Here is a 24,192-nt window from a genome sequence, read left to right on the forward strand (position 1 = left end):
AACAGTTTTGGGGTAGTCTGGGGAAGCCCACAGCGGAGAAAAGTTGGGAGAAAAGCGAGAGTGGTTGGAAAAAGAGTCGGGGGCTTCGCGACAGAGATGCGGAGAGGTCCCTCCCGGCAGGTGTCAGGGGCGGTAGTGGTCGGCGACGATCTCGTCGACGATCCGCCGCGCCTCCCGCCCCCGTGCCTCCGGCCCCCGCGCGGGATCGTCTCCCCCGCCGGTCGGCAGCGAACCGGCCCAGGCGACAAGGGACTTCCACAGGGCCCAGCCCCGCCCCCGCGCCCAGGTTCCCGCGTCGACGGCGAGACGCTCGCGGAAGGCCGCGCGGCTCTGGCCGGAAAACAGCGTCCAGGCGATGGGCAGATCGCAGGCCGGATCGCCGACACCGCACGTTCCGAAGTCGATCACTCCGGCGAGCGCCCCGTTCCGCACCAGGAGGTTGCCCATGGCCACATCCCCGTGGAACCAGACCGGCCGCCCGTCCCATTCGGCCCGCAGCGCCGTCTCCCAGACGCCACGCAGGGGTTCGGTGTCCGCGTGGCCGTCCAGCGCGGCCAGGGCGCGGCGGGTCTCGCCGTCATAGGTGCGCAACGGCCCGCCCCTGAACCAGTTGTGCTGTCCCGGGGGCGGCCCGTCCGAGGCGTCGAGGCCGCGCAGCACGGCCAGAAACGCCGCGAGATCCACGGCGAACGAGAGGGGATCGGCGATCCCCGCCGCGCTCGCCGGCTCGCCGTCCAACCACCGGTAGACGGACCAGACATGGGGATAGCCCTCCCCGGGCACGCCCTTCGCCAGCGGCACGGGGACGGGCAGTGGCAGGCTCGACGCGAACACCGGCAGCCAGCGGTGCTCCTTCTCCACCGCCAGGGCATAGGGCGCCGCGCTCGGCAGGCGGACCGACAGGGCGTCGCCGAGGTGGAACGTCCGGTTGTCCCACCCCTCGTTCGCCACCCGCCGGATCGGCAGCCCGTCCCACTGGGGGAACTGCGTCGCCACCAGCCGACGCACCAGGTCCTCGTCCGCCGGGAAGCGCTCGGGCACGGGGCCGGCCTCCGGCGCCGGCTCGGTAACGCCCGGGGTGGGACCGGGAATTGGCGTGTCGCTCATCGGCGACCGGACACGGCGGCGTTGACGAGGAGGGCCATGGCGGCAGCCTAGAGCGGTGACGCCCGGCACGGCGTCGGGGAGCTATGCCTCCGGCAGGAAGAACGCGGCGGATCTGGCCGCCGCCTCGCGCGCCCGCACGGCGGGGGCGCCGGAGGCCGCGTGGACGGCGCGCCAGCGCTGACTGGTGTCGGTGACAAAGGTGCGGCCCTCGGGGCTGCTCGGAAAGGCGGCGATATCGGCGAGTTCACGCCCGGCCAGATGGCGGGCGAGGCCCAGCAGGCCGAGGTCCCAGCGGATACCGGCGACCCCGGGGCCATAGCGGTCCCAGCCGGCGGGCGCGTGGATGGTGTGCTCCAGCTCCAGGAGGGTGGCGCCATAGCCGGCGGCGCTCAGCCGCAGGGTGACCTCGGAGCTGTCGTCGGCGTCGAGCGCCCGCAGCTGTTCGTCGTCGACCCAGCTGACCTGGAGCAGCCCCGGTCGGGCACAGCGCAGGACCTTGCCCCGGGCACCGCCCTCCAGTTGGAAGGCGCCGTCCTCGCGGATGTCCCCGGTCACCGGGCCCAGCCAGTGGACGAGGCGTTCGGGGGTGACACAGGCGTGCCAGACGTTCTCCTGGGTGGCGTCCAGGGAGCGGCGGAGCGCGATGGTGACGGCGTCGCCGGCGGGATCGGTACGGTGCCGGGCCTCACGCCGAACGGCGAGGACGGCGTCAACGAGAGCGGCCATCGTGCGGCGCCCTTCCTCGCACGGGGCGCTCGGGGGCGGGCCCGGAGCCCGGGGGGACGGCGCTTCGGCGGCCGGTGGCGGGGGGCTCCGGGGTCCGTCGGCGGGCGGCTGGGCCCGGTACCTCGCGTGCGTGCACGGCGGCCACGGTAGTGATCCCCGGTGGGCCGGGCCAGCACCGGGCGGTCGGCGCGGCGGCGCTTCCCCCGCCCACCTCGGTCGGGGTCGCCCCGGCAAAGTGGTGCCCGGTCAGGCGTCGAGGGCCCCGCCGGCGGTCTCGCCCCGTCCACCGTCGGCGACGCCGGCGGCCGGCGGCATCTTCCGGGCGCTTGGCGGCCGGCCGCCTGCGCCGCCGAGGACACCGTGTCGGATGGCGTGACCGGTGTGCACACCACGGAAGAACTCGCGCACAAAGGCGCCCAAAGGCAGGGACGTCCGCCTCATCTCAGCTCCTCATATACTGATCTGTAAAGCTACTTGAAATCGTAGTAGACAGATCTGTAAACGCAAGGGGGGATACGCACCATGCCCAGTGACTCGTCGGGTATGGACGTCACAAGCCTCACGCCGGGTGCCCGGCGCATTCTCGATGTCGCGTCGGAGCTGTTCTACCGGCGGGGCATCCACGCCGTGGGGGTGGACACCATCGCGGCCGAATCGGGGGTCACCAAGCGCACGCTGTACAACAGGTTCGGCTCCAAGGACAACCTGCTGACCGCCTACCTGGAGACCAGGGACCGCCGCTGGCGTGATCTCATCGAGGCCGGGCTGGCGGCAGAGGGAGAGGACGCCGTCCGCCGGATGCTGGTCCCGTTCGCGGTGCTGCCCACCTGGCTGGCCGAATCGGATCGAGGGTGCAGCTTTGTGAACGCCTTCGCCGAACTTCCGGATCCTGATCATCCTGGGCGGAAGGTGATCAGCGATGAGAAGAAATGGCTACGGGCGTTCTTCCGTGATCGGCTGATCGAGGCCGGCGTGCGGCCCTCGCCTGCCGACACCCTGGCCGTGCAGTTGCTGAGCCTGCACGAGGGCGCCATCGTCGCCACCGCGCTCGCGGACGCCGACGATGCCGCCCGGGCGACCCTCGACGCGGCGGAGACCCTGGTCGGGGCGGCGCTCGCGGGGAGCACCGACCACGCGCCCTGAAGGGCGGCGCACCCCGAGGCGCCCTCGTGCAGGCTCAGCCCCGCCAACGGATCAGCCCCGGGACCGGCTCAGCCCCGGGGCCGGCTCAGCCTCGGGACCGGGCCTTGAACGCAGCCTTGCGCGCCTGCTTGGCGAGCTGGCGGTCCGGGTGCATCCGGCCGACGGCCTCCAGGACATCGGCCGTGGCCGGGTGGTCGGTGCGCCAGGCCCGGTCGAAGAACTCGCTGTGCTGATCCACCAGGCCGGTCACCAGCTCGCGCAGCTCGGGAAGGTCATCCTCCTCGGCCCCGGTGCCCAGCTGGGCCGCCAGGGTGTCGATGGTCAGCCAGAAGACCAGCTCCTCCGACGGCGGCGGCACATCGGCGGCGCCGCGCTCGGCCAGCCAGACGCGGGCCAGGCCGCCGAGTTCGGCGTCGTCCAGCACCGCGCGCAGGGCCGGCTCGGCGCTCGCGTCCAGCAGCGCGAGGGTCAGCTGGCAGCCCAGCCGCCGGCCGGGGCCCGCCGGGTCGGCGCCACGCGCCGCGGCCAGCAACTCCTCGGCGGCGGCGACCGGTTCACGACCGGCGAGCCACAGTTCGGCCTCCTCCGTCACCGCCGACGGCGGACGTTCGGTGAGGGCGTCCAGGAGTGCGCCGGCCGGCGCGTCGGCCAACTCCCCGACCAGCGGCACATCGAGCCCCACCTCCCGCATCCGCCGGCGCACGCCGTAGAAGCCGAGCGGGGTCAGCCGCACCTGGCCGTAGCGGCTCGGATCGTCCAGATCCTCGTCGCCGATGTCCTGCAGCCCCTCGGCGGACTCGTCGTCCTCGTCGTTCTCCTCGTCACCGCCGACCACCGAATCGTCCATCGGGTGGTACTCCAGCAGTCCGGTGTCCGCCAGCACGCGGAACTGCTCGTCCAGCCGCACCACCAGGGCCGACACATCCTCGAACGCCTCGTCGGTCAACTCCTCCATCTCCTCCGGGAGGAGCGTGGCGGCGGCGATCATGGGCAGCGGCAGCAGGGAGGCGGCCTGGCCGTCCTGGTCGGTGACGCCGAAGACGTAGAGGTTGCCCAACACGCTGTCCAGCAGCCCGGCCTCGGCCTCCGGATCCCAGTCGAGGGCGTCCAGATCGATGGCGTCCGGGGCGAGTTGGCCGTCCTCGCCGAACAGGCCCTCCAGCCCCTCGACTTCGCCCAGCAGCTCCTCGAACGAAGGGGTGGCGACATCGGAGAGCACCGCGTCCAGACCGTCGGCCCACAGGTCGAGGATGTCCTCGGGGGCGCCGTCGACGAGCCGGGCCAGCTCCTCGTCCGCCGTGGCGACGCCGACGGCCGGATGGTCCTCGTGCTCGACCAGGGACCTGGCCTGGCCGGTTCCGCCCGCCGGGAGGTCGCCGGTCTCGGTGATGGAGACCAGGCCGGTGTCCACGGCGAAGTTCCATGCCTCGACCACCTCCGCCTCGCCATCGGGCGTACCGGTGAGGCCCAGTTCATGAACGGCCTCGCTGAGCGCCGGGGCAAGCAACTCGCCTCCGGCGCCCACCGGAGTGCCCTCGCCGACCCACCTGGCCAGCCATACGGCTCGGGAGAGCAGCGGAGCGGCAAGCGCCTCCCTGGCCAACTCGGCCTCGGACGGCAGCCGTACGGGCGGCATGGCGGGACGGTCGTCCCCGGGGGCGAGCGACATGAAGGCGAACTCCTCGGGCAGGGGTTGACCCCGCCGGCGGTTGGGGTGGTCGGGCGAGCCCCAGCGTAGACGGGATTGTCCACCGAGCGTCCCGCCTCCCTGGCGGTTCCGTCACGCTTCACCTGGACGTCGCGTGTCCGGGCGGGGACCCGACGCCGCTCCGGGTGGCGGCGACCGGTGGATGTCAACACGGAAGCGGTGCGCTCAGCCTCCGGTTAACAACTGGTTGACGAGTGGCAACGCACCTGCCGGGCACGGCTTTACCCGCGTAGCGTGGCCTCCCCCACTGTTGTCTCCCCCACCCGGAGGGCCCCGTGAGATCGACTGAACCAACCGCCGGCAGCCGCTCAAGGCCCCAACGACCGCGTGGCGCGGCCGTGTTGGTGGGTCTGGTGGCCGGCGGGCTCTGTGTGCCGCTGCTGGCGCAGCCGACCTCGGCGGCCGGGCGGGAGCCGGTGCGGGTGCACCATATCCAGGGCGACACCCGGGTCTCACCGCTGCTGGGGCAGTCGGTCGAGGACGTCCCCGGGGTGGTGACGGCGGTGCGCGCCTTCGGTTCGCGTGGCTTCTGGGTGCAGGAACCGAACGCGGACGGGGATCCGGCCACCAGCGAGGGCATCTTCGTCTACACGGGCGACGCGCCCACGGTTTCGGTGGGCGACGAGGTGCTGGTCTCCGGCACCGTCGGCGAGTACTACCCGGGCGGCGAGGAGCGGGGCGGCCAGTCGGTGACCCAGCTCACCGGGCCCGAGGTGACGGTGCTCTCGTCGGGGAACGCGCTTCCGCCGCCGGTGGAGTTGGACGCCGCCGCGATCCCCGGACGCTATGCCCCCGAGGGCGATCCTGCGGCGGATGGCAGCATCGAGGGTCACCGACTGCGCCCTGATCGCTATGCGCTGGACGCCTATGAGGCGTGGGAGGGCATGGTGGTGCATATCACGGACGCGCCGGTGGTCGGCCCGAGCACGGAGTACGGCGAGCTGTGGGTGACGCTCCGCCCCGGCGACCGTCCCACGGCGCGCGGCGGGACCCGTTACGCCTCGTACGCGGCGTCGAATCCGGGGCGGCTCAAGGTGGAGTCGCTGATCCCGTTCGCCGAACGGCCGTTCCCCGAAGCGAACGTCGGGGACCGGCTCGCGGGTGCGACGGTCGGCCCGCTGGACTATGACGAGTTCGGCGGGTACACCCTGGCGGCCCGGGAGTTGGGCACCGTGGTCGACGGCGGTCTGACGCCGGAGCGCACCAGACCGCAGCGGCGCGGTGAGTTGGCGATCGCCGCCTACAACGTGGAGAACCTCAACCCGGGCGATGCCGAGGAGAAGTTCGAGCGGTTGGCTGAGGCCGTGGTGACCAACCTGGCGTCGCCCGACATCCTGGCCGTCGAGGAGATCCAGGACGACAGCGGACCGACCGACGACGGCACGGTGACCGCGACGGAGACACTGCGGCTGTTCACGGAAGCGATCGTTGCCGCCGGCGGCCCGAGCTATGCCTGGCGGGGCGTCGACCCGACGGACGGCGAGGACGGCGGGCAGCCGGGCGGCAACATCCGCACGGTGCTGCTGTTCAACCCGGAGCGGGTGTCCTTCGTGGACCGGCCCGGCGGCGACGCGACCACCGCGACGGAGGTGGTGACCAGGGGTGGAGTGGCCACGCTGAGCCATTCGCCCGGTCGGATCGCGCCGGCGGACGAGGCCTGGACGGACAGCCGCAAGCCGCTGGCCGGCGAGTTCAGGTTCCGGGGCGAGACGGTGCTGGTGATCGCGAACCACTTCGCCTCCAAGGGCGGCGACCAGCCGCTGCACGGCCGCTTCCAGCCGCCGAACCGGAGTTCGGAGGTCCAGCGGCACGCCCAGGCGAGCGCGGTGCGGGAGTTCGTTCGGGAAATCGGCGAGGCCGATACCCAACGGCCCGCGAAGGTCGTGGTGTTGGGCGATCTCAACGACTTCGAGTTCTCCACGACCGCGCGCGAGCTGACCGCCGACGGGCTGTTGGTGAACGCACTGGGCACGCTGCCGCCCCGCGAGCGCTATACCTATGTCTACGAGGGCAACTCACAGGTGCTCGACCAGACGCTGGTCTCCCCCGCGATCCGCCGCCCCGAGCTGGACATCGTGCATATCAACGCCGAGTTCGCCGACCAGGCCAGCGACCACGACCCACAGGTGCTGCGGTTCCGCCCCTGACGGCCGCGTAGCGCTGCTGAACGATCGGGCGCAGTACTTCTAAGTGGACCTGAAGGGCCAAAGGGGCCCAGACTCCGTGCCATGCGACTGGGACCCTTTGGCCGCTGCGCGGCCGCCATGATCACGCCCTTCACCGAGGACGGCACCCTCGACCCGGCAGGCGCCGAGCGGCTGGCCGCCCATCTGGTGGGCCGGGGCGGCTGCGACGCCCTGGTGGTCAACGGCACCACGGGCGAGTCGCCGACCACGAGCGACGCCGAGAAGGCGGCCCTGACCAGGGCGGTGGCCGGCGCGGTCGGCGGCCGGGCGAAGGTGGTCACCGGCGTCGGCACGGCCGACACCCGGCACTCGGTGGAACTGGCGCGGGCCGCCCGGGCCGCCGGCGCCGACGGCCTGTTGGTGGTGACGCCCTACTACTCCAGGCCCACCCAGGAGGCGATCGTCCGGCATCTGCTGACCGTCGCCGACGCGACCGAGCTGCCGGTGATGCTCTACGACATCCCGACCCGTACCGGCGAGGGCACCGCGTTGACGGCCGACTCGTTGCGCCGGCTCGCCGAGCACCCCCGGATCGTCGCGGTCAAGGACTGTTCGTTCGACCTGCTGAAGGCCGGGACGGTGCTGGCCGATACCGAGCTGGCCTACTACTCGGGCAGCGACGAGCTGAACCTGCCGCTGTTGGCCATCGGCGCCAGCGGGGTGGTCAGCACGGCGGCCAATGTGGTGGGCCCGCAGGTGCGGGCGGTGCTCGACGCCTTCGCGGCCGGCGAGCTGGAGACGGCCGCACGACGTCACCGCGCGCTGCTGCCCCTGGTGTCCGCGCTCACCGGGCACGCACCGGGCACGGTGAGCGTCAAGGCGCTCTTCGCCGCCGCCGGACTGCCCGGCGGCCCGGTGCGCCCACCGTTGCTGCCGGCCGACGAGGAGCTGACCGCCCGGCTGACGACGGCGCTGCGTCTGGCCGTGGCCGAGCGTTAACCGGCGGCGGTCAGTCGGCCGAGCCGACGAACAGCCAGCGCCGCACCGGCACTTCGATCAGCAGCCGGTCGCTGCCCGGCCGGTACGGCACGGTGACGTCCCAGGCGTACTTGGCCGCGAAGGCGTCGACGACCTCGGTCGCGAAGGGGGCGCGGTGCAGCCGGGCCTCCCCCTCCGCGACCACGGGGCGGGCGCCGTCCTCCAACGCCAACGAGACCGTGGGCGCGTGCGCGAGGTTCCGCGCCTTGACGGAGGCGGCGTCCACGCCGATCCACCAGCTCCCGCCGATCAGCACGAACCACACCGGGGTGACATGGGGCGAGCCGTCGGGACGGGTGGTGCACAGCCAGACGTTACGGTCCCCGGCCAGTCGGTCCAGGACGGCGGGCTCGCTCGGGAAGCGGGGTGCGGTCATGACACCATCCCACCGCACTCCGGGGCGCCTTCGCCTCCGTCGGTCGGTCGGGATCCCCTGGGGCTCGGGACCTACGCCGCAGGTCAGACGGGATCGGACAGCCGGACCGGCATCAGCAGCGAGAGGCGCGCCTCGCTCCTCGGGAGGCGGACGGCCAGCGGCGCGGTGGCCCCCGACACCTCAAGCACCACCTGCTCGCGCCCGGCGGCGGCCAGCGCCTGGGTCAGGAACTCCCGGTTGACGGCGACCCGTTCGCGTTCACCGGCGGTCTCGTCCGCGACGCGGACCACGCCCTCGTCGGTGACGGCGAGCACGGTGACAGCGGTGCGGGCGCCGTCCTGGCCCCCCGGCTCGTCCCGCACCGGGCCCGAGGCGATCGCGGCGGCGAGCGAGGGTGCGTGCACATGGCATCGGCGCCCGGCGGGCAGCCTGATCAGCCGGCGGTAGTCCGGATACTCGTGCTCCAGGGCGGCACCCGAGGCCAGCCGCCCGCCCACGTTCAGCGACACCTCGTCGCTGCTGAGCGTGAGGGTGGCCGACTCGTCCTCCGTGAGCAGCGCGCGCATGGCGTCCACCAGGGGCGTGGGCACCAGCGCCCGGACCCGGCGCTCCTCCGCCCCCTCGGCGGCGGGGACGGTGGCGACGGCCAGCCGGTAGCGGTCGGTCGCGACCAGCCGCAGTTCGTCCCCCTCGTGGTCCAGCAACACACCGTGGAGCGAAGGGAGTTCCGGGTCGGAGCCGACGGCGAAGCGGACCGCGTCCAGGGCCTGGGCGAGTTCGCCGCCGGTCAGGGTCAGGGTGACGGGGGCGTCGGATGGTGTGGTCATGGGATTCTCCCGGTGCGAGATCAGTGTCTGAACCTCGGAGAGTTGTCGACGCGCGGTGGCCACATCCCGTTCGAGGCGGCGCAGATGCGCGCCCAGCAGCCGGGGCGCCAGGCCCGGGTCCGTCCCCGACCAGCCGGCGAGGGCCAGCCGGATATCGGCCAGCGGCATGCCGGCCAGCCGGAGCCGGGCCAACAGCCGGGCCTCGTCCACCTGTTCGGGGTCGTACCAGCGGTATCCGGTGCCCGGGTCCACCCAGGCGGGCACCAGCACGCCGGCCCCGTCGTAGTACCGCAGGGTTCCGGCGGCCAGCCCGCTGGCCCTGGCCAGCTCACCGATGCCGAGTCGTTCGCTCTCCACATGCCTCACCCTGGGACCTCGACCAGGTCGAGAGTCAACCGGCGGGCCCGCCGCTCGCCCGACCGGGGTGGGCGAGCGGCGGGCCGGCCGGCTCAGTTGTGGCTGTGCAGCACCGAGTTGAGGCCGCCCCAGCTGCCCGAGCGGACCAGCGCCTGCACCGTTCCGGTGCTGGAGTGGCGCCGGAAGAGCAGGTTGTCGGCGCCGGCCAGCTCCAGCGCCTTGACCACCGAGCCGTCCGGCAGGGTGACCCGGGTGCCGGCGGTGAGATAGAGGCCGGCCTCCACCACGCAGTCGTTGCCCAGCGGGATGCCCAGGCCCGACTGGGCGCCCAGCAGGCAGCGTTCGCCGACCGAGATGACCTGCGTCCCGCCGCCGGAGAGCGTGCCCATGATGGACGCGCCGCCGCCGACGTCGGAGCCGTCGCCGATCACCACGCCCGCGCTGATCCGGCCCTCGACCATGGAGGTGCCCAGGGTGCCGGCGTTGAAGTTGCAGAAGCCCTCGTGCATCACCGTGGTGCCGGCGGCGAGGTGCGCGCCCAGCCGGACCCGGTCGGCGTCGCCGATCCGGACGCCGGAGGGCACCACATAGTCCGACATCCGGGGGAACTTGTCGACGCTGCTCACCGAGAACGACAGCCCGGCGGCCCGGGCGGCGAGCCTGGCCCGCTCCACCCCGTCGACGGGCACCGGGCCGATGCTGGTCCAGGCGACATTGGCCAGCAGCGCGAAGATCCCCTCCAGGCTGAGGCCGTGCGGCCTGACCAGCCGGTGGCTGAGCAGATGCAGCCGCAGATAGACGTCATGGGCGTCCAACGGCTTGTCGTCGATGGAGGAGATGACCGTGCGGACCGCGATCACCTCCACGCCCCGGCGCGGGTCGGGGCCCAGCGCGTCGGGGGCGTCGGGGCCGAGGAGCACGGCGGCGCGCTCGGCGGTGAGGCGTTCGGTGCCGGCGGGCCCCGCCTCCTCGGTCAACTCGGGGGCGGGGAACCAGCTGTCGAGCACGGTGCCGTCGGCGGCCAGGGTGGCGAGGCCGGCGGCGACGGCGCCGGTGGTGGTGCGGGTGGTCTCGTCGGTCATGGGCTCGACGCTAACCGGTGGGAGGCGTCGGCCGCGAACCGGTCTCGGGGAGCAGTCGGCCGAGCCACCGCCTGGTCTCCTCGGGGCGGTGCGGACGGCCGGTGAGCAGCAGTTGGATGGTCAGACCGTCCAACAGCGACACCACCGCCCGCGCGGTGCCCTCGTCCGCCACCAGGGGGCGGAGCAGCCGCACCATCTCGTCCAGGCAGCGCGCGGCGGTCGGCCGCACCACCGGGCGGTTGAGGCCGGCGAAGTACACCGCGTAGACGGATTCGGTCGACGCGCGGTGCGGCCCGAGCGAGATGTCGACGAACCGCACCAGATGCTCGGTGAGCGACGGCGCCTCGTCGGCCACGGCGAGCCAGTCGCCGAAGGAGCGCAGCCAGCCGTCGTTGAGTCGTTCGAGCGCGGCCACCAGCAGCGCGTCCCCACTGTCGAAGTGGTACGTGGTGGAGCCGAGCGGCACATCGGCCTCGGCGGCGACCGCGCGGTGCGTGAGCCCGTCGACGCCCCTGCTCTCCACCACCCGGACGGCGGCGGCCAGGATCCGCTCCCTGCGGTCGGGATCGTGTCGGCGCGGGGTCATCAGTGCGCCCCGCCGAGGTTGAGCACCACGACGCCGGCGATCACCAGGCCGACACCCAGGAACTTGGCGGTCGTCGCGGGCTCGTTGAGGAAGAGCATCCCGATGGCGGCGATCAGGGCGGTGCCGACGCCGGCCCAGAGGGTGTAGGCCATCCCCATGTCCATCGTCTTGAGGGTCTGCGCGAGCAGGACGAAGGCCAGCGCGTAGCCGGTCAACGAGCCGACGGTGGGCCAGAGCCTGCTGAAACCGTCGCTGTGTTTCATCAGGGTGGTCGCGGTGATCTCCAGCAGGATGGCGGCGGACAGCGTCAGATAGGCCATGCGGACGAGAGTACTTATCGCTGTGGACACGCGTCCACAACGCCGGTGCTCCGCCGGCCGGGTGAGCCGCGCCACGGCTCACGGGGAGGCGTCGGGCCTTCCCGCCCGACGGGACGCCAGGGTGTTCCGGACAGCTTGTCGGACAAGCCGGCTGAACCAGAGGGAGTGACGAGACCATGGCCCAGTGCGAGGTCTGCGGAAACGACTACCGGATGGCCTTCGAGGTGCGCGCCGCGGGGGAGGTCCATGTCTTCGACAGCCTGGAGTGCGCCGCCCAGCGGATGGCCCCGATCTGCGAGAACTGCCAGTGCCGCATCCTCGGGCACGGCCTGGAGACCGAGAACGGCCAGTTCTTCTGCTGCGCGCACTGCGCCAGAACCCAGGGACACGCCCAGCTCGTCGACCACGCCTGACCCGCCGGGGCAGGGCACCGGGGCGCACGAACGCCCCCGCCCCGAACCCGCGCGGCGCGGTTCGGGGCGGGGGCGGAGGACGACCGCCGTCGGCGCTGAGCCTCAGACGCAGCCTCAGACGTTGAAGCCCAGGGCGCGCAGCTGGTCGCGGCCGTCGTCGGTGATCTTGTCAGGACCCCACGGGGGCATCCAGACCCAGTTGATCTTCAACTCGCTGACCAGGCCCTCGGTCGCCGACTTCGCCTGGTCCTCGATGACATCGGTCAACGGGCAGGCCGCCGAGGTCAGCGTCATGTCGATGGTGGCCACATTGCCCTCGTCCACGTGCACGCCGTAGATCAGGCCAAGGTTGACCACGTCGATCCCCAGCTCGGGGTCGACGACGTCCATCATCGCCTCGCGGACCTCCTCCTCGCTCGCCGGGTTGGCGACGGTCTCGGTCTCGGTCATGCCACAGCACCTCTCTCGTTCGCCTCGGCGGTCACGGCCGCTCGTCCCCGGCCGTGACCGTGTCCTCGCCCAGCGCCTGGGCCGTGGCGTCCTTCCAGGCCATCCAGCTCAGCAGCGCGCACTTGACCCGCGCGGGGTACTTGGAGACGCCGGCGAAGGCCACCGCGTCCTCCAGCACCTCCTCCATCGCGTCGTCCGGCGTGATCTGGCCACGGGACTGCATCAGCTCCAGAAACGTCCGCTGGACTTCCAGCGCCGCCGGCAGCTCCTTGCCCACCAGCAGCTCGTTCAGCACCGAGGCGCTGGCCTGGCTGATGGAGCAGCCCTGGCCCTCGTAGGACACGTCGGCGATGGTCTCGCCCTCGTAGCGCACCCGGAGCGTGATCTCGTCCCCACAGGTCGGGTTGACGTGGTGGACCTCGGCGTCCCCCTCGCGCAGACCCCGGCCGTGCGGGTTCTTGTAGTGGTCCAGGATCACGTCCTGGTACATCGACTGAAGCTGCACGTCCTCGTTCCGATCCTCTTCTCCGCCACCGTCCGGTTTCGCTTCTCCGCAGACCAGGCCGACCAGGCCGACCAGGCCACCGACCAGGCCGACCCGGCCCGCTCAGCCGAAGAAGCCACGCACATACTCAAGACCGTCGACCAGTGCGTCGACCTCGGCGGTCGTGGAGTACAGATAGAACGACGCTCGCGTGGTCGCCGGAATTCCGTAGCGCAGGCAGACCGGCCGGGCGCAGTGGTGCCCCACCCGGACCGCGATGCCCTGCTCGTCCAGCACCTGACCCACGTCGTGCGGGTGTATGTCGCCGAGCGTGAACGAGAGGGTGGCCCCCCGGTCCTCCGGGCTGGTCGGCCCGACGATCACCAGCCCCGGCACCTCGGCCAGCCGCTCCAGGGCGTAGCGGGTGAGGGCGTGCTCGTGCTCGGCGATCCGCTCCATGCCGATCGACGTGAGATAGTCCACCGCCGCGCCGAGGCCGACCGCCTGGGCGATCGGCGGCGTGCCCGCCTCGAACTTGTGCGGGGCGGGCGCGTAGGTGGACGCGCTCATGGTGACCGTCTCGATCATCTCGCCACCGCCGAGGAACGGCGGCAGGTCCTCCAGCAGCTCCTGCCGGCCCCAGAGCACCCCGATGCCGGTCGGGCCGCACATCTTGTGACCCGTGAAGGCGACGAAGTCCGCCTGCAGCGACTGCACGTCCAGCGGCATGTGCGGGGCGGCCTGGGAGGCGTCGATCAGCACCAGGGCGCCGACCTCCTGGGCCCGGCGGACGATGGCCTCCACCGGGTTGAGCGTGCCCAGCACATTGGAGACCAGCACAAACGAGACGATCTTCGTGCGCTCGGTGATGACCTCGTCGATCCGGGAGAGATCGAGCCGGCCCTCGTCGGTGAGGCCGAACCACTTCAGCTTCGCGCCGGTCCGCTGCGCCAGCAGCTGCCACGGCACGATGTTGGAGTGGTGCTCCATCTCCGTGATGACGATCTCGGTGCCCGAGTCCACCCGATAGGGCTCGTCGGCCAGGCCCAGCATGTTGGCGACCAGGTTGATCGACTCCGAGGCGTTCTTGGTGAAGATCACCTCGTCCCGGCTGGGCGCGTTGACGAACCGCGCGACCTTGTCCCTGGCGCCCTCGTAGAGCGCGGTGGCTTCCTCGGCCAGGACATGCACCCCGCGATGGACGTTGGCGTGATGCCGCTCGTAGTAGTCCGACATCGCGTCCAGCACCTGGCGCGGCTTCTGCGAGCTGGCCGCGTTGTCCAGATAGACCAGGCGCTTCCCGTCGTGGACCGTGCGGTCCAGGATCGGGAAGTCCTTGCGGATGGCTTCGGTGTCCAGCGGAACGCCGGCCACCGGGCGCCCGTCTGTCATGAGCCCGCCCCCTTGGTGTACTGCTCGTACCCCTCGGCCTCAAGCTTGTCGGCCAGCTCGGCGCCGCCGGACTCCACGATCCGACCGCCGGCGAAGACATGGACGTGGTCGGGCTTGATGTAGCGCAGGATCCGGGTGTAGTGCGTGATCAGCAGGGTGCCGACCTCGCCCGTCTCCCGGACGCGGTTGACGCCCTCGGAGACGATCCGCAGCGCGTCGATGTCCAGGCCCGAGTCCGTCTCGTCCAGGATCGCGATCTTGGGCTTCAGCAGTTCCAGCTGAAGGATCTCGTGCCGCTTCTTCTCACCGCCGGAGAAGCCCTCGTTCACGTTGCGCTCGGCGAACGCCGGGTCCATCTCCAGCCGCTCCATGGCCTCCTTGACCTCCTTGACCCAGGTGCGCAGGCGCGGCGCCTCGCCCCGGATCGCGGTGGCCGAGGTGCGCAGGAAGTTGGAGACGGAGACGCCGGGGACCTCGACCGGGTACTGCATGGCGAGGAAGACGCCGGCCCTGGCCCGCTCGTCGACGGACATCTCCAGCACGTCCTCGCCGTCCAGCGTGACGGTGCCGCCGGTGACCGTGTACTTGGGGTGGCCGGCCAGCGAGTAGGCGAGCGTGGACTTGCCGGAGCCGTTGGGGCCCATGATGGCGTGCGTCTCGCCCTGCTGGACGGTCAGGTCGACACCCCGCAGAATCTCGGTGGAGCCGGTCTCCGTCTCGACGGAGACGTGCAGGTCGTGGATCTCAAGCTTTGCCATGGGGATGCCTCAGGACTCCTGGGTGAGAGAGACGAGCACGGCCGCCGCCGGGCCCTCTCCTTCGATCTTGACGTGGTAAACGGGGATGGGGCGCGTGGCCGGCAGCCCCGAGGGCTTGCCGGTGCGCAGGTCGAAGCTGGAGCCGTGCAGCCAGCACTCGATCTGGCAGTTCTCGACCTCGCCCTCGGAGAGCGAGACATTCGCGTGCGAACAGATGTCGTTGACCGCGAACACCTCCCCCTCGGTGCGGACGACGGCGACCGGGGTGCCGTCGACCTCGACCCGGTGCGGGGTGTCCTCCGCAAGGTCGGCCAACGCGCAGACCCGCCGGAAGGTGTCGGCGCTCATCCGATGGACTCCGCCAACTCGGCCTCCAGCTTCGCGATCAGCCGCTCCTCGACGTCCGGGACGCCGATCTGCTGGACCAGCTCGGCGAAGAAGCCGCGCACCACCAGGCGACGCGCCTCGTCGGCCGGGATGCCCCTGGCCATCAGGTAGAACAGCTGCTCGTCCTCGAAGCGGCCGGTCGCCGAGGCGTGTCCGGCACCGACGATCTCGCCGGTCTCGATCTCCAGGTTGGGCACCGAGTGCACCCGGGCACCGTCGGTGAGGACCAGATTGCGGTTCAGCTCGTAGGTGTCGGTGCCGGTGGCGGCCACCCGGATCACCACGTCGCCGATCCACACCGCGCGGGCGGTCTCGCCCTGCAACGCGCCCTTGTACGCCACGTTGCTGCGGCAGTTGGGGGCGTTGTGGTCCACCAGCAGCCGGTGCTCCTGGTGCTGCCCCTGGTCGGTGAAGTACAGCCCGTACAGCTCGGCCTCGCCGCCGGGACCCGCGTAGCTCACCCGGGGATGCAGCCGGACCACGTCGCCACCGAAGGTGACCACGATGGACTTGAACGACGCGTCCCTGCCGACCAGCGCGTTGTGCTGGGAGCAGTGCACCGCGGTGTCGTCCCAGTCCTGGACGGAGACCACCGTGAGCTTGGCGCCGTCGCCGACCTGGAACTCCACGTTGGCGGCCCGGACGCCGTCGCCCGTGTGGTCGAGCACCAGCACCACCTCGGCGAAGGCACCGATCTCGAACACCGTGTGCCCGAAGGTGACGCCGCCCTCGCCGTGCAGACCGACCCGCACCGGCTCGGCGAGCACCGCCTCCTTGGGCACCGAGATCACGGTGGCCTTCTCGACGGAGCTGAACGCCTGGGCGGCGACCCGGTCCACCGGGGTGCCGGCGCGGCCGACGCGCGGATCGTCCCGGCCGACCGTCTCGACCGTGACGCCGTCGGGCGCGTCGATCGAGACCTTGATCGAACCGTCCGCCGTGGCGGTCCCGTCGTGCAGACCCCGCAGCCGCTCCAGAGGAGTGAAACGCCACTCCTCCTCACGGCCGTGGGGCACCGGGAAGTCCGCCACGTCGAAGGACGGCGGAGCGCTCGTCCGGGTGACCACGGAGGACTCGACGGCCGCCGCGACCGCCGCGCCTGCGCTGTCGGCACCGGGCATACTCTGGGCCTCAGCCATGGGTGTCGTCGTGCTCGCTCTCTTTTTCGGGGCCCGGCCGCCCACGGGCGGGGCCGGGCCACAGGGGGTGGCCAGTGCGTGGGGCGGTCAGCCGACCGAACCCTCCATCTGCAGCTCGATCAGCCGGTTCAGCTCCAGGGCGTACTCCATGGGCAGCTCCTTGGCAATCGGCTCGACGAAGCCGCGCACGATCATCGCCATCGCCTCGTCCTCCGAGAGGCCACGGCTCATCAGGTAGAACAGCTGGTCGTCGCTGACCTTGGAGACCGTCGCCTCATGGCCCATCGTCACGTCGTCCTCGCGGACGTCGGTGTACGGATAGGTGTCGGAGCGGGAGATCGTGTCCACCAGCAGCGCGTCGCACAGCACGTTGGACTTCGAGCCCTCGGCGCCCTCGGCGATCTCGATCAGGCCGCGGTACGAGGTGCGCCCGCCGCCCCTGGCCACCGACTTGGAGACGATGTTGGACGACGTCCGCGGCGCCATGTGCACCATCTTGGCGCCGGCGTCCTGGTGCTGGCCCTCGCCGGCGAAGGCGACGGAAAGCGTCTCGCCCTTGGCGTGCTCACCCATCAGATAGATCGCCGGGTACTTCATGGTGACCTTGGAGCCGATGTTGCCGTCGACCCACTCCATGGTGGCGCCCTCGTAGGCCACGGCGCGCTTGGTCACCAGGTTGTAGACGTTGTTCGACCAGTTCTGGATGGTCGTGTAGCGGCACCGGCCGCCCTTCTTGACGATGATCTCCACGACGGCGGAGTGCAGCGAGTCCGAGTCGTAGATCGGGGCGGTACAGCCCTCGACGTAGTGCACATAGGCGTTCTCGTCGACGATGATCAGCGTCCGCTCGAACTGGCCCATGTTCTCGGTGTTGATCCGGAAGTACGCCTGGAGCGGGATGTCCACCTGCACGCCCGGGGGGACGTAGATAAACGATCCGCCGGACCAGACGGCCGTGTTCAGCGCGGCGAACTTGTTGTCGCCGGCGGGGATCACCGTGCCGAAGTGCTCCTGGAACAGCTCGGGGTGCTCCCGCAGCGCGGTGTCCGTGTCGAGGAAGATCACGCCCTGCTTCTCCAGGTCCTCGCGGATCTGGTGGTACACGACCTCCGACTCGTACTGCGCGGCGACACCGGCGACCAGACGCTGCTTCTCCGCCTCGGGGATGCCCAGCTTGTCGTAGGTGTTCTTGATGTCCTCCGGCAGGTCCTCCCAGCTCTGGGCCTGCTTCTCGGTGGACCGCACAAAGTACTTGATGTTGTCGAAGTCGATACCGCTGAGGTCCGAGCCCCAGGACGGCATGGGCTTCTTGCCGAAGAGCTTCAGGCCCTTCATCCGCAGCTTGAGCATCCACTCCGGCTCGGACTTCTTACCCGAGATGTCGCGCACGACCTCCTCGGACAGGCCGCGCTTGGCAGCGGCACCGGCTGCGTCGGAGTCGGCCCAGCCGTACTCGTAGGTACCCAGCCCCTCCAGCTCGGGGTGGGCGGTCTCCGTGGGGAGAGTCATGCGGGGTTCCTCCCGGCGATGCGTGCTTGTGCGGTGGTCCTGGTGGTGTGACGGGTCTTACGGTGAAGCGTTCTCGGGCGCGGCGACGTCGGACGCCGTGGGCTCGGGCGCGGCGACGGGCCGCTCGCGATCGACCCGCGAGGGGCCGACGGAACCCTGTGGGGCCTGTGCGGCCGGTGGGTCCTGTCCGGACTGTGGAGCCTGTGGGACGAAGGTGGTGCAGACGCCGTCACCATGCGCGATGGTGGCCAGCCGCTGCACATGCGTGCCCAGCAGCGCGGAGAAGACCTCCGTCTCCGCCTCGCAGAGCTGGGGGAACGACGCCGCGGCATGCGCCACCGGACAGTGATGCTGACAGATCTGCTCCCCCGAGGGCGCGGCCACCCCGCGCGCGGCGGCGGCATAGCCGTCGCGGGACAACGCCTCCGCCAGCGCCTGCGCGCGCCGCTCCGGCGGCACCCGCTCCACCAGCGAACGATACCGCTCCGCCTGGGCGGCGGCCCGGGCGCGGGCGAAGCCGAGCACGGCCGCCGCGCCGTCCTCGCCGCCGCCGGCGGCGTGCTCGATCCAGCGCAGCGCCTCGACGGCCAGCTCGTCGTACGCCTGGTCGAAGGCGTCCCGGCCCAGATCGGTGATCGCGAAGGCCTTGGCCGGCCGGCCCCTGCCCCGCGAACCGTAGACGCGCTTCTCCCTGGGCTCGACCAGCGCCTCGGCCACCAGCGCGTCCAGATGACGCCGGACGGCGGCCTGGGTGAGCCCAAGACGCTCGGCCAGCTGCGCCGCGGTCGACGGGCCGTGGTCAAGAATGGAACGGGCCACCCGGCGACGGGTGCCGGACTGCTCGTCGGGGACGGGAGACAGCGCGGAGCCACCGGTGGCCCGCCTGGCCATCGGGGTCTCGTGTCCGTCGCTCCCGGTTTTCACAACGCCATTGTTGCGTAATTCGCGCGGGGCGAGCAAGCCACGTCCTGACCAGCCGGGATGCAGTGCGTCACGTAAGGCGAACCTAACCTGACACGCCCCCGACCGGACGACGGGGACCGCGCGACGCCCCCCTCTTGACGTGATCGCGAGGCGGGGGCAAGGGTATAGAAAGCGCTTTCGAGCCAGCTGGCCTCGTATCTCCACCACCGGCGACGCCCTCGTCGCGCCATGACGCGACCTCGACGGGCGCCGCACACCCTCGCACCACCGCTTCTGGGAGAGCATCGGATGACACGCCGCTACGCCCTGGTCGGACTCGGCAGCCGCGCCCATCTCTATGTGGACGCGCTGCTCGGTGACTGGCGGGACACCGGAGCGATCGTCGCACTGTGTGACAGCAACCAGACCCGTATGGCCTACCACAACCGCCGCATCCAGGCCGCGGGCCTGCCGCCCGTGCCCACCTACGCCCCCGAGGACTTCGCGACCGTCCTGGACGCCGCCGACGTCGTCGTGGTGACCAGCGTGGACGCCACCCACGCCCGCTATGTCGTCGCCGCCCTGGACGCGGGCCGCGATGTCGTCGTGGAGAAGCCCATGGCCACCGAGGCGGCCGCCTGCGCCGCCATCGCCGAGGCCGCCGAACGCTCCGCCGGCCGCCTGATCGTCACCTTCAACTACCGCTACTCGCCCCGTAACTCCGCCGTCCGCCAGGTGCTGGCCGAGGGGCGGATCGGCGAGGTGACGGCGGTGCACTTCGAATGGTCCCTCGACACCCTGCACGGCGCCGACTACTTCCGCCGCTGGCACCGGGACCCGAAGAACTCCGGCGGACTGCTGGTGCACAAGTCCACCCACCACTTCGACCTGGTCAACTGGTGGCTGGACGCCGCCCCCGAACTGGTCTTCGCCCAGCAGGGGCTCCGCTTCTACGGCGACACCAACCCACCGGCCGCCGAACTCGGCCCACGCCCACCGCGCGGCCACGGCGCCCCCGGGCTCGGCGAAGACCCCTTCCTGCTCGACCTCGCCGCCGACCCCACCCTCAAGGCCCTCTACCTGGACGCCGAACACGAGGACGGCTACCTCCGCGACCAGGACGTCTTCTCCCCCGGCGTGGAGATCTCGGACACCATGTCGCTGCTGGTCCGCTACGACAACCGGGCCCAACTGACCTACGCGCTGCACGCCTACGCCCCCTGGGAGGGCTACCGGGTGGTCTTCAACGGCACCGCCGGCCGGCTGGAGCTGGACGTGGTCGAACGGGCCTGGACGCCGAGGGAGGCCGCCATCGACCCGAGCGCGGCGGCGCACGCCTTCGACGACGGCTACCGGGAACGGCTCACCCTCCACCGGCACTGGGAGCGCCCCGAGGAGGTGCCCATCGAGCGGGGCGACGGCGGCCACGGCGGCGGCGACCGGCTGCTGCTCGACGATGTCCTCCGCGGCGCGTCGGACGATCCGCTGGGCCGACAGGCGGGTTATCCGGCCGGCGTCCGCAGCGTGTTGACGGGAGTGGCCGCCAACGAGTCCGCCCGTACCGGGGCCCCGGTACGGCTGGTCGACGGCGGCTGCCGGATCGCCGGCTGACCCGCGGCCCGCGCCCGGGTGGGCCCGGCCGCGACCACCCGGGCGGCCGGCGCCCGCGCCCGCCCGCCTAGACTCGGCCGCATGCGCAGCGCGGGGGAGCCACCGGCCGTGGAGGCCGTCGGCCTGGTCAAGCGGTACGGCGACCGGATCGCCGTCCAGGGCCTCGACCTCACCGTCCCGGCCCATAAGGTGACGGCCGTGCTCGGCCCCAACGGCGCCGGCAAGACCACCACCATCGAGGCGTGCGAGGGCTACCGACGCCCGGACGCCGGCCGGCTGCGGGTGCTCGGGCTCGACCCGATCGCCGACAGCGCGGCGCTGCGCTCCCGTATCGGGGTGATGCTGCAGGACGGGGGCGTGTATCCCGGAGCGCGCGCCGAGGAGATGCTTCGGCACATCGCCAGGCTCTACGCGCACCCCCTCGATGTGACCGCGCTCGTCGAACGCCTCGGCCTCGGCTCCTGCGGCAGAACCGCCTACCGCCGGCTCTCCGGCGGGCAGCGGCAGCGCCTGGCGCTGGCGATGGCCGTGGTGGGCCGCCCCGAGCTGGTCTTCCTCGACGAGCCGACGGCCGGGCTCGACCCGCAGGCCAGGCAGGCGACCTGGGACCTGGTCAGGGAGCTGCGCGCGGACGGGGTCACCGTGGTGCTGAGCACCCATCTGATGGACGAGGCCGAGGAGTTGGCGGACGAGGTCGCCATCCTGGACGCCGGCCGGGTGATCGCCCATGGCAGCCCGGCCGAACTGGGCCGGGGCGGCGCCGCCGATGTGCTGCGCTTCGCCGGCCGCCCGGGGCTCGATCTGGCCTCGCTGCGCTCCGCGCTGCCGGACGACAGCGAGGTGTCCGAGCCCACCCCCGGCAGCTACCGGATCACCGGGGACGTCGGGCCCCATCTGCTGGCCACGGTCACCGCCTGGTGCGCCCAGCACGGGGTGCTGGCCGACCGGATCACCACCCGACGCCACACCCTTGAGGACGTCTTCCTGGAACTGACGGGCAGGGAACTTCGCTGATGACCGCCGCCACCGGCCGCCACACCCCGCGCCCCGGCGCCGCCCCGCCCGCCCGGATGATCCTCGCCCAGGCGGCCCTGGAGACCAGGATGCTGCTGCGCCACGGGGAACAGCTGCTGCTCACCATCGTCATCCCGGTGCTGCTGCTGACCCTGTTCAGCTCGGTCGAGCTGATCGACACGGGCCCGGGCGAGCGGATCGACTTCCTGACCCCCGGGGTGCTGGCGCTGGCCGTGGTGTCCACGGCGTTCACCGGGCAGGCCATCGCCACCGGCTACGAGCGGCGCTACGGAGTCCTCAAGCGGCTGGGCGTCTCCCCGCTGCCCCGGTGGGCCCTGCTCGCGGGGAAGACGGGCGCGGTGCTGCTGACCCTGGCCCTCCAGACGGCGCTGCTGACGGTGGTGGCGCTGGCCCTCGGCTGGTCGCCCCGGGGGAACCCGCTGGCGGTGGCCGTGCTGTTGCTGTTGGGTACGGCGGCGCTCTCCGGGTTGGGCCTGCTGATGGCGGGCACGCTGCGGGCCGAGGCCACCCTGGCCGCGGCCAACCTGGTCTTCCTCCTGCTGCTGCTCTTCGGCGGGGTGATCGTCCCGTTGACGGAGTATCCGGACGGGGTGCGGACGGTGTTGGAGCTGCTGCCGGTCTCGGCGCTCTCCGAGGGGCTGCGGGAGGTGCTGCGCGAGGGCGACTGGCCGGACTGGCGGGAGATCGGGGTGCTGGTCGGCTGGTCGGTGGTGGGCCTGGGCGGGGCGGCGCGTTTCTTCCGCTGGGAGTGAGCGGGCGGGCCCGTCGGCGGGGGCTCGTGAATCCGCGCACAAGCGGGGGCCTACCATGAGTGGGTGCTCAAGGAAGTCGTGCGAAACCCCCTCGCCTTTGTCGCCGCCCGCTGGACTCCGCAGCCCGGGACGGTGCGGCGCGCGGCACTGGCCGCCCTGGTCATGAGCGTGGTCATCGTGGTCACCGGCGGCGCGGTGCGGCTGACCGGCTCCGGGCTCGGCTGCGACACCTGGCCCAAGTGCAGCGACGAGAGCCTTGTCGCCACCACGGAGATGGGCTTCCACGGCGCCATAGAGTTCGGCAACCGGCTGATGACCTATGTGGTGTGCGCGGCCGTCGGGTGGTTCATCGTCGCCGCCAGGTCGGCCGAGCCGGAGCGGCGGTCCCTGACCCGGCTGGGCTGGGCGCAGTTCTGGGTGGTGGCCTCCAACGGGATCGTCGGCGGCATCACCGTGCTGACCGAGCTGAACCCCTTCATCGTCGCCGGACACTTCCTCGCCGCCACCGCGCTGGTCACCGTGACCACGCTCAGCTGGGTGCGCGCCCGGGAGGGCGACGCTCCGCCGCGCCCCCTGGTGGGGGTGCCGCTGCGACGCGCGGCGGCCGCGCTGACGCTGCTCGCCGCCGCCCTGGTGGTCGTGGGAACGGCGGTGACGGGCTCCGGGAAGCACGCGGGCGACGACGGCGAGATCGAGCGGATGCCGTTCGACTGGGAGACCATCACCCGGCTGCACTCAGCCCTGGCCTGGGCGGTGGTGCTGGGCACGCTGGCCATCTGGGCGGCGCTGCGCGTGGTGGACGCTCCCCCCGTGGTCAGGGCGCGGGCCAGGGAGCTGTTCCTGGTGCTGCTGGCCCAGGGCGTGATCGGCTATGTCCAGTACTTCCTCGACGAGCCGGAGTTCCTGGTGGGCATGCACCTGCTGGGCGCCACACTGGTCTGGATCGCCACCCTGCGGCTGCTGCTCGCCACCCGGGAGCGCGAACATCTCGCGCCGGCGGCGCCCGCCCCCGAGCCCAGCCCACCGCTGGCGACGACCGCCTCCTCCTGAGCCGGCCGCGTCCCGCCGCGCCGGCGCTCAGCCCTCCGGGCTCGCCGACGCGGCGTCGGATATGCGGAGCCGATTGCCGTCCGGATCGGTCAGCTCTATCTCCCGCCCCCAGGGCTCGTCCCGAGGCACCACGGCGAACTCCTCGGCCACCGCGTCGAGATCGGCCAGCCGCAGAAAGACCAGGCCACCGGGCGCGGCATCCCCCTCGTGCTCCGAGAGGAACAGCCGCAGCCGGCCCCTGGCCACCTCGGCGAAGACCGGGAACCCGGGGCCGAAGCGGTGCTCCCAGCTCAGCAGGAACCCGAGACGGGCATACCACGCGAGCGCCGCGACGACCTGACCGACCCGCAGGACCGGAATGACCTCCTCGGCCGCCCGGGCGGCCCTCGCGGCGGCTCTCGCGGCCGCTCCTGCCGCGGCGTTCTGAACGGGCTTCTCAACCATGCCGTTCATCGTGCCGCATGCCACTGACAGTCGGCCGGGCCGGGCCGACGAGACGATGTCCCGGGGGCTCAGCCGGGGTTGTTGGCCGGTCCGCCGATCTGGAGGCCGGCCATCCGGCTCCACTCGTAGGGCCCGATCCGGACCCGGGCGGCCAGCTCACCGTCGAAGCTCTCGCGCAGCGTGACGCCGGCGCGTTCCGCGGCCCGGACCAGGATCTCGCGGCTCGGCGCCACCTGGTCGCCGAAGGCGCCGTCCCGGCCCACCAGCACCAGCCGGTAGCCGCGCTCCCCCAGGTAGCTGATCTGCCCCTCGGTCTCGGCCCCGTGTGCGGCGGTGAAGGCGCGCAGCCGCTTGGTCAGCCGGGCCACGCGGCGCTCGGCCGCCCTTCCGCCCGGCGCGTCCTCGGGGACCGAACCGGACTCGTCGTTCCCTGCGAAGTCCTCTGCGTCCTCTGCGGTGTCAGCCATGA

27 protein-coding genes are annotated in these 24,192 nt (G+C 72.0%); 8 read left to right on the forward strand and 19 right to left on the reverse strand.

Annotated features, from left to right (window positions below; all coding sequences use genetic code 11):
• Positions 1-123: 123 nt before the first annotated feature.
• The 3 genes from AOM46_RS14655 to AOM46_RS34040 all read right to left on the reverse strand — a co-directional run bounded on the left by AOM46_RS14655 (position 124) and on the right by AOM46_RS34040 (position 2,274).
• Positions 124-1,041 (reverse strand): aminoglycoside phosphotransferase family protein, encoded by a 918-nt coding sequence (locus AOM46_RS14655; RefSeq protein ID WP_234313785.1) that lies wholly within the window; start codon positions 1,039-1,041, stop codon positions 124-126.
• Positions 1,042-1,188: 147 nt separating this feature from the next.
• Positions 1,189-1,833: an SRPBCC domain-containing protein gene (locus tag AOM46_RS14660; RefSeq protein WP_062211164.1), complete on the reverse strand. Its 645-nt coding sequence runs from the start codon at positions 1,831-1,833 to the stop codon at positions 1,189-1,191.
• A gap of 246 nt (positions 1,834-2,079) precedes the next feature.
• Positions 2,080-2,274 carry a hypothetical protein gene (locus AOM46_RS34040; protein ID WP_158920436.1) on the reverse strand — a complete coding sequence of 65 codons (195 nt, stop codon included), beginning with the start codon at positions 2,272-2,274 and terminating at the stop codon, positions 2,080-2,082.
• 81 nt (positions 2,275-2,355) lie between these two features.
• Between AOM46_RS34040 and AOM46_RS14665 the strand changes: the two genes are divergently transcribed.
• Entirely contained in the window at positions 2,356-2,976 is a 621-nt protein-coding gene (locus AOM46_RS14665; protein ID WP_062211166.1) for a TetR/AcrR family transcriptional regulator, read from the forward strand.
• Between the two features lie 85 nt (positions 2,977-3,061).
• Here the strand turns inward: AOM46_RS14665 and AOM46_RS14670 are convergent, their stop codons facing one another.
• Positions 3,062-4,645 carry a hypothetical protein gene (locus tag AOM46_RS14670; RefSeq protein ID WP_062211169.1) on the reverse strand — a complete coding sequence of 528 codons (1,584 nt, stop codon included), beginning with the start codon at positions 4,643-4,645 and terminating at the stop codon, positions 3,062-3,064.
• 314 nt (positions 4,646-4,959) lie between these two features.
• Here AOM46_RS14670 and AOM46_RS14675 point away from each other — a divergent pair, with 314 nt between their 5' ends.
• Both AOM46_RS14675 and dapA read left to right on the forward strand, forming a co-directional pair.
• Positions 4,960-6,831 carry an endonuclease/exonuclease/phosphatase family protein gene (locus tag AOM46_RS14675; RefSeq protein WP_062211172.1) on the forward strand — a complete coding sequence of 624 codons (1,872 nt, stop codon included), beginning with the start codon at positions 4,960-4,962 and terminating at the stop codon, positions 6,829-6,831.
• Between the two features lie 81 nt (positions 6,832-6,912).
• A complete protein-coding gene (gene dapA, locus AOM46_RS14680; RefSeq protein ID WP_078856831.1) occupies positions 6,913-7,809 on the forward strand; it encodes a 4-hydroxy-tetrahydrodipicolinate synthase in 897 nt (298 codons plus the stop codon).
• A gap of 10 nt (positions 7,810-7,819) precedes the next feature.
• Here the strand turns inward: dapA and AOM46_RS14685 are convergent, their stop codons facing one another.
• The 5 genes from AOM46_RS14685 to AOM46_RS14705 form a co-directional block, all read right to left on the reverse strand.
• Positions 7,820-8,224, reverse strand: a complete 405-nt coding sequence (locus AOM46_RS14685) for a pyridoxamine 5'-phosphate oxidase family protein (protein WP_062211175.1) — start codon at positions 8,222-8,224, stop codon at positions 7,820-7,822.
• A gap of 83 nt (positions 8,225-8,307) precedes the next feature.
• Positions 8,308-9,408: a MerR family transcriptional regulator gene (locus AOM46_RS14690; RefSeq protein ID WP_062211178.1), complete on the reverse strand. Its 1,101-nt coding sequence runs from the start codon at positions 9,406-9,408 to the stop codon at positions 8,308-8,310.
• Positions 9,409-9,500: 92 nt separating this feature from the next.
• Positions 9,501-10,490 carry a 2,3,4,5-tetrahydropyridine-2,6-dicarboxylate N-succinyltransferase gene (gene dapD, locus AOM46_RS14695; protein ID WP_062211181.1) on the reverse strand — a complete coding sequence of 330 codons (990 nt, stop codon included), beginning with the start codon at positions 10,488-10,490 and terminating at the stop codon, positions 9,501-9,503.
• Positions 10,491-10,500: 10 nt separating this feature from the next.
• Positions 10,501-11,076 (reverse strand): TetR/AcrR family transcriptional regulator, encoded by a 576-nt coding sequence (locus tag AOM46_RS14700; RefSeq protein ID WP_062211184.1) that lies wholly within the window; start codon positions 11,074-11,076, stop codon positions 10,501-10,503.
• The gene (locus AOM46_RS14705; RefSeq protein ID WP_078856914.1) at positions 11,076-11,414 is read right to left on the reverse strand and encodes a multidrug efflux SMR transporter; all 339 of its coding nucleotides are present in this window, start codon (positions 11,412-11,414) and stop codon (positions 11,076-11,078) included. The genes AOM46_RS14700 and AOM46_RS14705 overlap by 1 nt, the downstream gene beginning before the upstream one ends.
• 158 nt (positions 11,415-11,572) lie before the next feature.
• On the opposite strand from AOM46_RS14705, the gene AOM46_RS14710 reads away from it, so the two are divergent.
• Positions 11,573-11,809: a hypothetical protein gene (locus tag AOM46_RS14710; RefSeq protein ID WP_062211190.1), complete on the forward strand. Its 237-nt coding sequence runs from the start codon at positions 11,573-11,575 to the stop codon at positions 11,807-11,809.
• A gap of 114 nt (positions 11,810-11,923) precedes the next feature.
• Here the strand turns inward: AOM46_RS14710 and AOM46_RS14715 are convergent, their stop codons facing one another.
• The 8 genes from AOM46_RS14715 to AOM46_RS14750 form a co-directional block, all read right to left on the reverse strand.
• The gene (locus AOM46_RS14715) at positions 11,924-12,259 is read right to left on the reverse strand and encodes a metal-sulfur cluster assembly factor (protein ID WP_062211192.1); all 336 of its coding nucleotides are present in this window, start codon (positions 12,257-12,259) and stop codon (positions 11,924-11,926) included.
• 31 nt (positions 12,260-12,290) lie between these two features.
• A complete protein-coding gene (gene sufU / locus AOM46_RS14720; protein WP_062211194.1) occupies positions 12,291-12,764 on the reverse strand; it encodes a Fe-S cluster assembly sulfur transfer protein SufU in 474 nt (157 codons plus the stop codon).
• 102 nt (positions 12,765-12,866) lie between these two features.
• Positions 12,867-14,135 carry a cysteine desulfurase gene (locus AOM46_RS14725; protein WP_062211196.1) on the reverse strand — a complete coding sequence of 423 codons (1,269 nt, stop codon included), beginning with the start codon at positions 14,133-14,135 and terminating at the stop codon, positions 12,867-12,869.
• Complete coding sequence (sufC, locus tag AOM46_RS14730) at positions 14,132-14,893, reverse strand: Fe-S cluster assembly ATPase SufC (RefSeq protein ID WP_062211198.1); 762 nt, start codon at positions 14,891-14,893, stop codon at positions 14,132-14,134. Before sufC ends, AOM46_RS14725 begins: the two co-directional genes overlap by 4 nt.
• 9 nt (positions 14,894-14,902) lie before the next feature.
• A complete protein-coding gene (locus AOM46_RS14735; protein ID WP_062211199.1) occupies positions 14,903-15,241 on the reverse strand; it encodes a non-heme iron oxygenase ferredoxin subunit in 339 nt (112 codons plus the stop codon).
• On the reverse strand, positions 15,238-16,419 hold the full coding sequence (gene sufD / locus AOM46_RS14740; protein ID WP_062211201.1) for a Fe-S cluster assembly protein SufD: 1,182 nt from the start codon (positions 16,417-16,419) through the stop codon (positions 15,238-15,240). Before sufD ends, AOM46_RS14735 begins: the two co-directional genes overlap by 4 nt.
• 87 nt (positions 16,420-16,506) lie before the next feature.
• Positions 16,507-17,928, reverse strand: coding sequence for a Fe-S cluster assembly protein SufB (gene sufB / locus AOM46_RS14745; RefSeq protein ID WP_062211204.1), 1,422 nt, complete (start codon positions 17,926-17,928; stop codon positions 16,507-16,509).
• Between the two features lie 57 nt (positions 17,929-17,985).
• The gene (locus AOM46_RS14750; RefSeq protein WP_067226230.1) at positions 17,986-18,819 is read right to left on the reverse strand and encodes a metalloregulator ArsR/SmtB family transcription factor; all 834 of its coding nucleotides are present in this window, start codon (positions 18,817-18,819) and stop codon (positions 17,986-17,988) included.
• 321 nt (positions 18,820-19,140) lie between these two features.
• Between AOM46_RS14750 and AOM46_RS14755 the strand changes: the two genes are divergently transcribed.
• From AOM46_RS14755 to AOM46_RS14770, 4 genes are all read left to right on the forward strand, one after another.
• Positions 19,141-20,442 carry a Gfo/Idh/MocA family protein gene (locus AOM46_RS14755; protein WP_062211207.1) on the forward strand — a complete coding sequence of 434 codons (1,302 nt, stop codon included), beginning with the start codon at positions 19,141-19,143 and terminating at the stop codon, positions 20,440-20,442.
• Positions 20,443-20,523: 81 nt separating this feature from the next.
• Positions 20,524-21,456, forward strand: coding sequence for an ABC transporter ATP-binding protein (locus tag AOM46_RS14760; protein ID WP_062211209.1), 933 nt, complete (start codon positions 20,524-20,526; stop codon positions 21,454-21,456).
• A complete protein-coding gene (locus tag AOM46_RS14765) occupies positions 21,456-22,229 on the forward strand; it encodes an ABC transporter permease (RefSeq protein WP_062211212.1) in 774 nt (257 codons plus the stop codon). The genes AOM46_RS14760 and AOM46_RS14765 overlap by 1 nt, the downstream gene beginning before the upstream one ends.
• A 63-nt stretch (positions 22,230-22,292) precedes the next feature.
• The gene (locus AOM46_RS14770) at positions 22,293-23,279 is read left to right on the forward strand and encodes a heme A synthase (RefSeq protein ID WP_234313786.1); all 987 of its coding nucleotides are present in this window, start codon (positions 22,293-22,295) and stop codon (positions 23,277-23,279) included.
• Between the two features lie 27 nt (positions 23,280-23,306).
• On the opposite strand, the gene AOM46_RS14775 is transcribed toward AOM46_RS14770, so the two are convergent.
• Together AOM46_RS14775 and AOM46_RS14780 are read right to left on the reverse strand one after the other, a co-directional pair.
• Positions 23,307-23,723, reverse strand: a complete 417-nt coding sequence (locus AOM46_RS14775) for a glyoxalase superfamily protein (RefSeq protein ID WP_234313787.1) — start codon at positions 23,721-23,723, stop codon at positions 23,307-23,309.
• 68 nt (positions 23,724-23,791) lie between these two features.
• A complete protein-coding gene (locus AOM46_RS14780; RefSeq protein WP_067226232.1) occupies positions 23,792-24,190 on the reverse strand; it encodes a hypothetical protein in 399 nt (132 codons plus the stop codon).
• Between the last annotated feature and the right edge of the window lie 2 nt (positions 24,191-24,192).

This window comes from Streptomyces sp. NBRC 109706 (assembly GCF_000974485.1).
In the GTDB taxonomy this organism is placed as follows: domain Bacteria; phylum Actinomycetota; class Actinomycetes; order Streptomycetales; family Streptomycetaceae; genus Streptomyces.

Excerpts from the sequence above, each read along its gene's own strand:
- AOM46_RS14660 (WP_062211164.1), bottom strand. The coding sequence starts at position 1,833 with ATGGCCGCTCTCGTTGACGCCGTCCTCGCCGTTCGGCGTGAGGCCCGG.
- AOM46_RS34040 (WP_158920436.1), bottom strand. The coding sequence starts at position 2,274 with ATGAGGCGGACGTCCCTGCCTTTGGGCGCCTTTGTGCGCGAGTTCTTC.
- AOM46_RS14665 (WP_062211166.1), top strand. The coding sequence starts at position 2,356 with ATGCCCAGTGACTCGTCGGGTATGGACGTCACAAGCCTCACGCCGGGT.
- AOM46_RS14670 (WP_062211169.1), bottom strand. The coding sequence starts at position 4,645 with ATGTCGCTCGCCCCCGGGGACGACCGTCCCGCCATGCCGCCCGTACGG.
- dapA (WP_078856831.1), top strand. The coding sequence starts at position 6,913 with ATGCGACTGGGACCCTTTGGCCGCTGCGCGGCCGCCATGATCACGCCC.
- AOM46_RS14685 (WP_062211175.1), bottom strand. The coding sequence starts at position 8,224 with ATGACCGCACCCCGCTTCCCGAGCGAGCCCGCCGTCCTGGACCGACTG.
- dapD (WP_062211181.1), bottom strand. The coding sequence starts at position 10,490 with ATGACCGACGAGACCACCCGCACCACCACCGGCGCCGTCGCCGCCGGC.
- AOM46_RS14700 (WP_062211184.1), bottom strand. The coding sequence starts at position 11,076 with ATGACCCCGCGCCGACACGATCCCGACCGCAGGGAGCGGATCCTGGCC.
- AOM46_RS14710 (WP_062211190.1), top strand. The coding sequence starts at position 11,573 with ATGGCCCAGTGCGAGGTCTGCGGAAACGACTACCGGATGGCCTTCGAG.
- AOM46_RS14715 (WP_062211192.1), bottom strand. The coding sequence starts at position 12,259 with ATGACCGAGACCGAGACCGTCGCCAACCCGGCGAGCGAGGAGGAGGTC.
- AOM46_RS14725 (WP_062211196.1), bottom strand. The coding sequence starts at position 14,135 with ATGACAGACGGGCGCCCGGTGGCCGGCGTTCCGCTGGACACCGAAGCC.
- sufC (WP_062211198.1), bottom strand. The coding sequence starts at position 14,893 with ATGGCAAAGCTTGAGATCCACGACCTGCACGTCTCCGTCGAGACGGAG.
- AOM46_RS14735 (WP_062211199.1), bottom strand. The coding sequence starts at position 15,241 with ATGAGCGCCGACACCTTCCGGCGGGTCTGCGCGTTGGCCGACCTTGCG.
- sufD (WP_062211201.1), bottom strand. The coding sequence starts at position 16,419 with ATGGCTGAGGCCCAGAGTATGCCCGGTGCCGACAGCGCAGGCGCGGCG.
- sufB (WP_062211204.1), bottom strand. The coding sequence starts at position 17,928 with ATGACTCTCCCCACGGAGACCGCCCACCCCGAGCTGGAGGGGCTGGGT.
- AOM46_RS14750 (WP_067226230.1), bottom strand. The coding sequence starts at position 18,819 with ATGGCCAGGCGGGCCACCGGTGGCTCCGCGCTGTCTCCCGTCCCCGAC.
- AOM46_RS14755 (WP_062211207.1), top strand. The coding sequence starts at position 19,141 with ATGACACGCCGCTACGCCCTGGTCGGACTCGGCAGCCGCGCCCATCTC.
- AOM46_RS14760 (WP_062211209.1), top strand. The coding sequence starts at position 20,524 with ATGCGCAGCGCGGGGGAGCCACCGGCCGTGGAGGCCGTCGGCCTGGTC.
- AOM46_RS14765 (WP_062211212.1), top strand. The coding sequence starts at position 21,456 with ATGACCGCCGCCACCGGCCGCCACACCCCGCGCCCCGGCGCCGCCCCG.
- AOM46_RS14775 (WP_234313787.1), bottom strand. The coding sequence starts at position 23,723 with ATGGTTGAGAAGCCCGTTCAGAACGCCGCGGCAGGAGCGGCCGCGAGA.
- AOM46_RS14780 (WP_067226232.1), bottom strand. The coding sequence starts at position 24,190 with ATGGCTGACACCGCAGAGGACGCAGAGGACTTCGCAGGGAACGACGAG.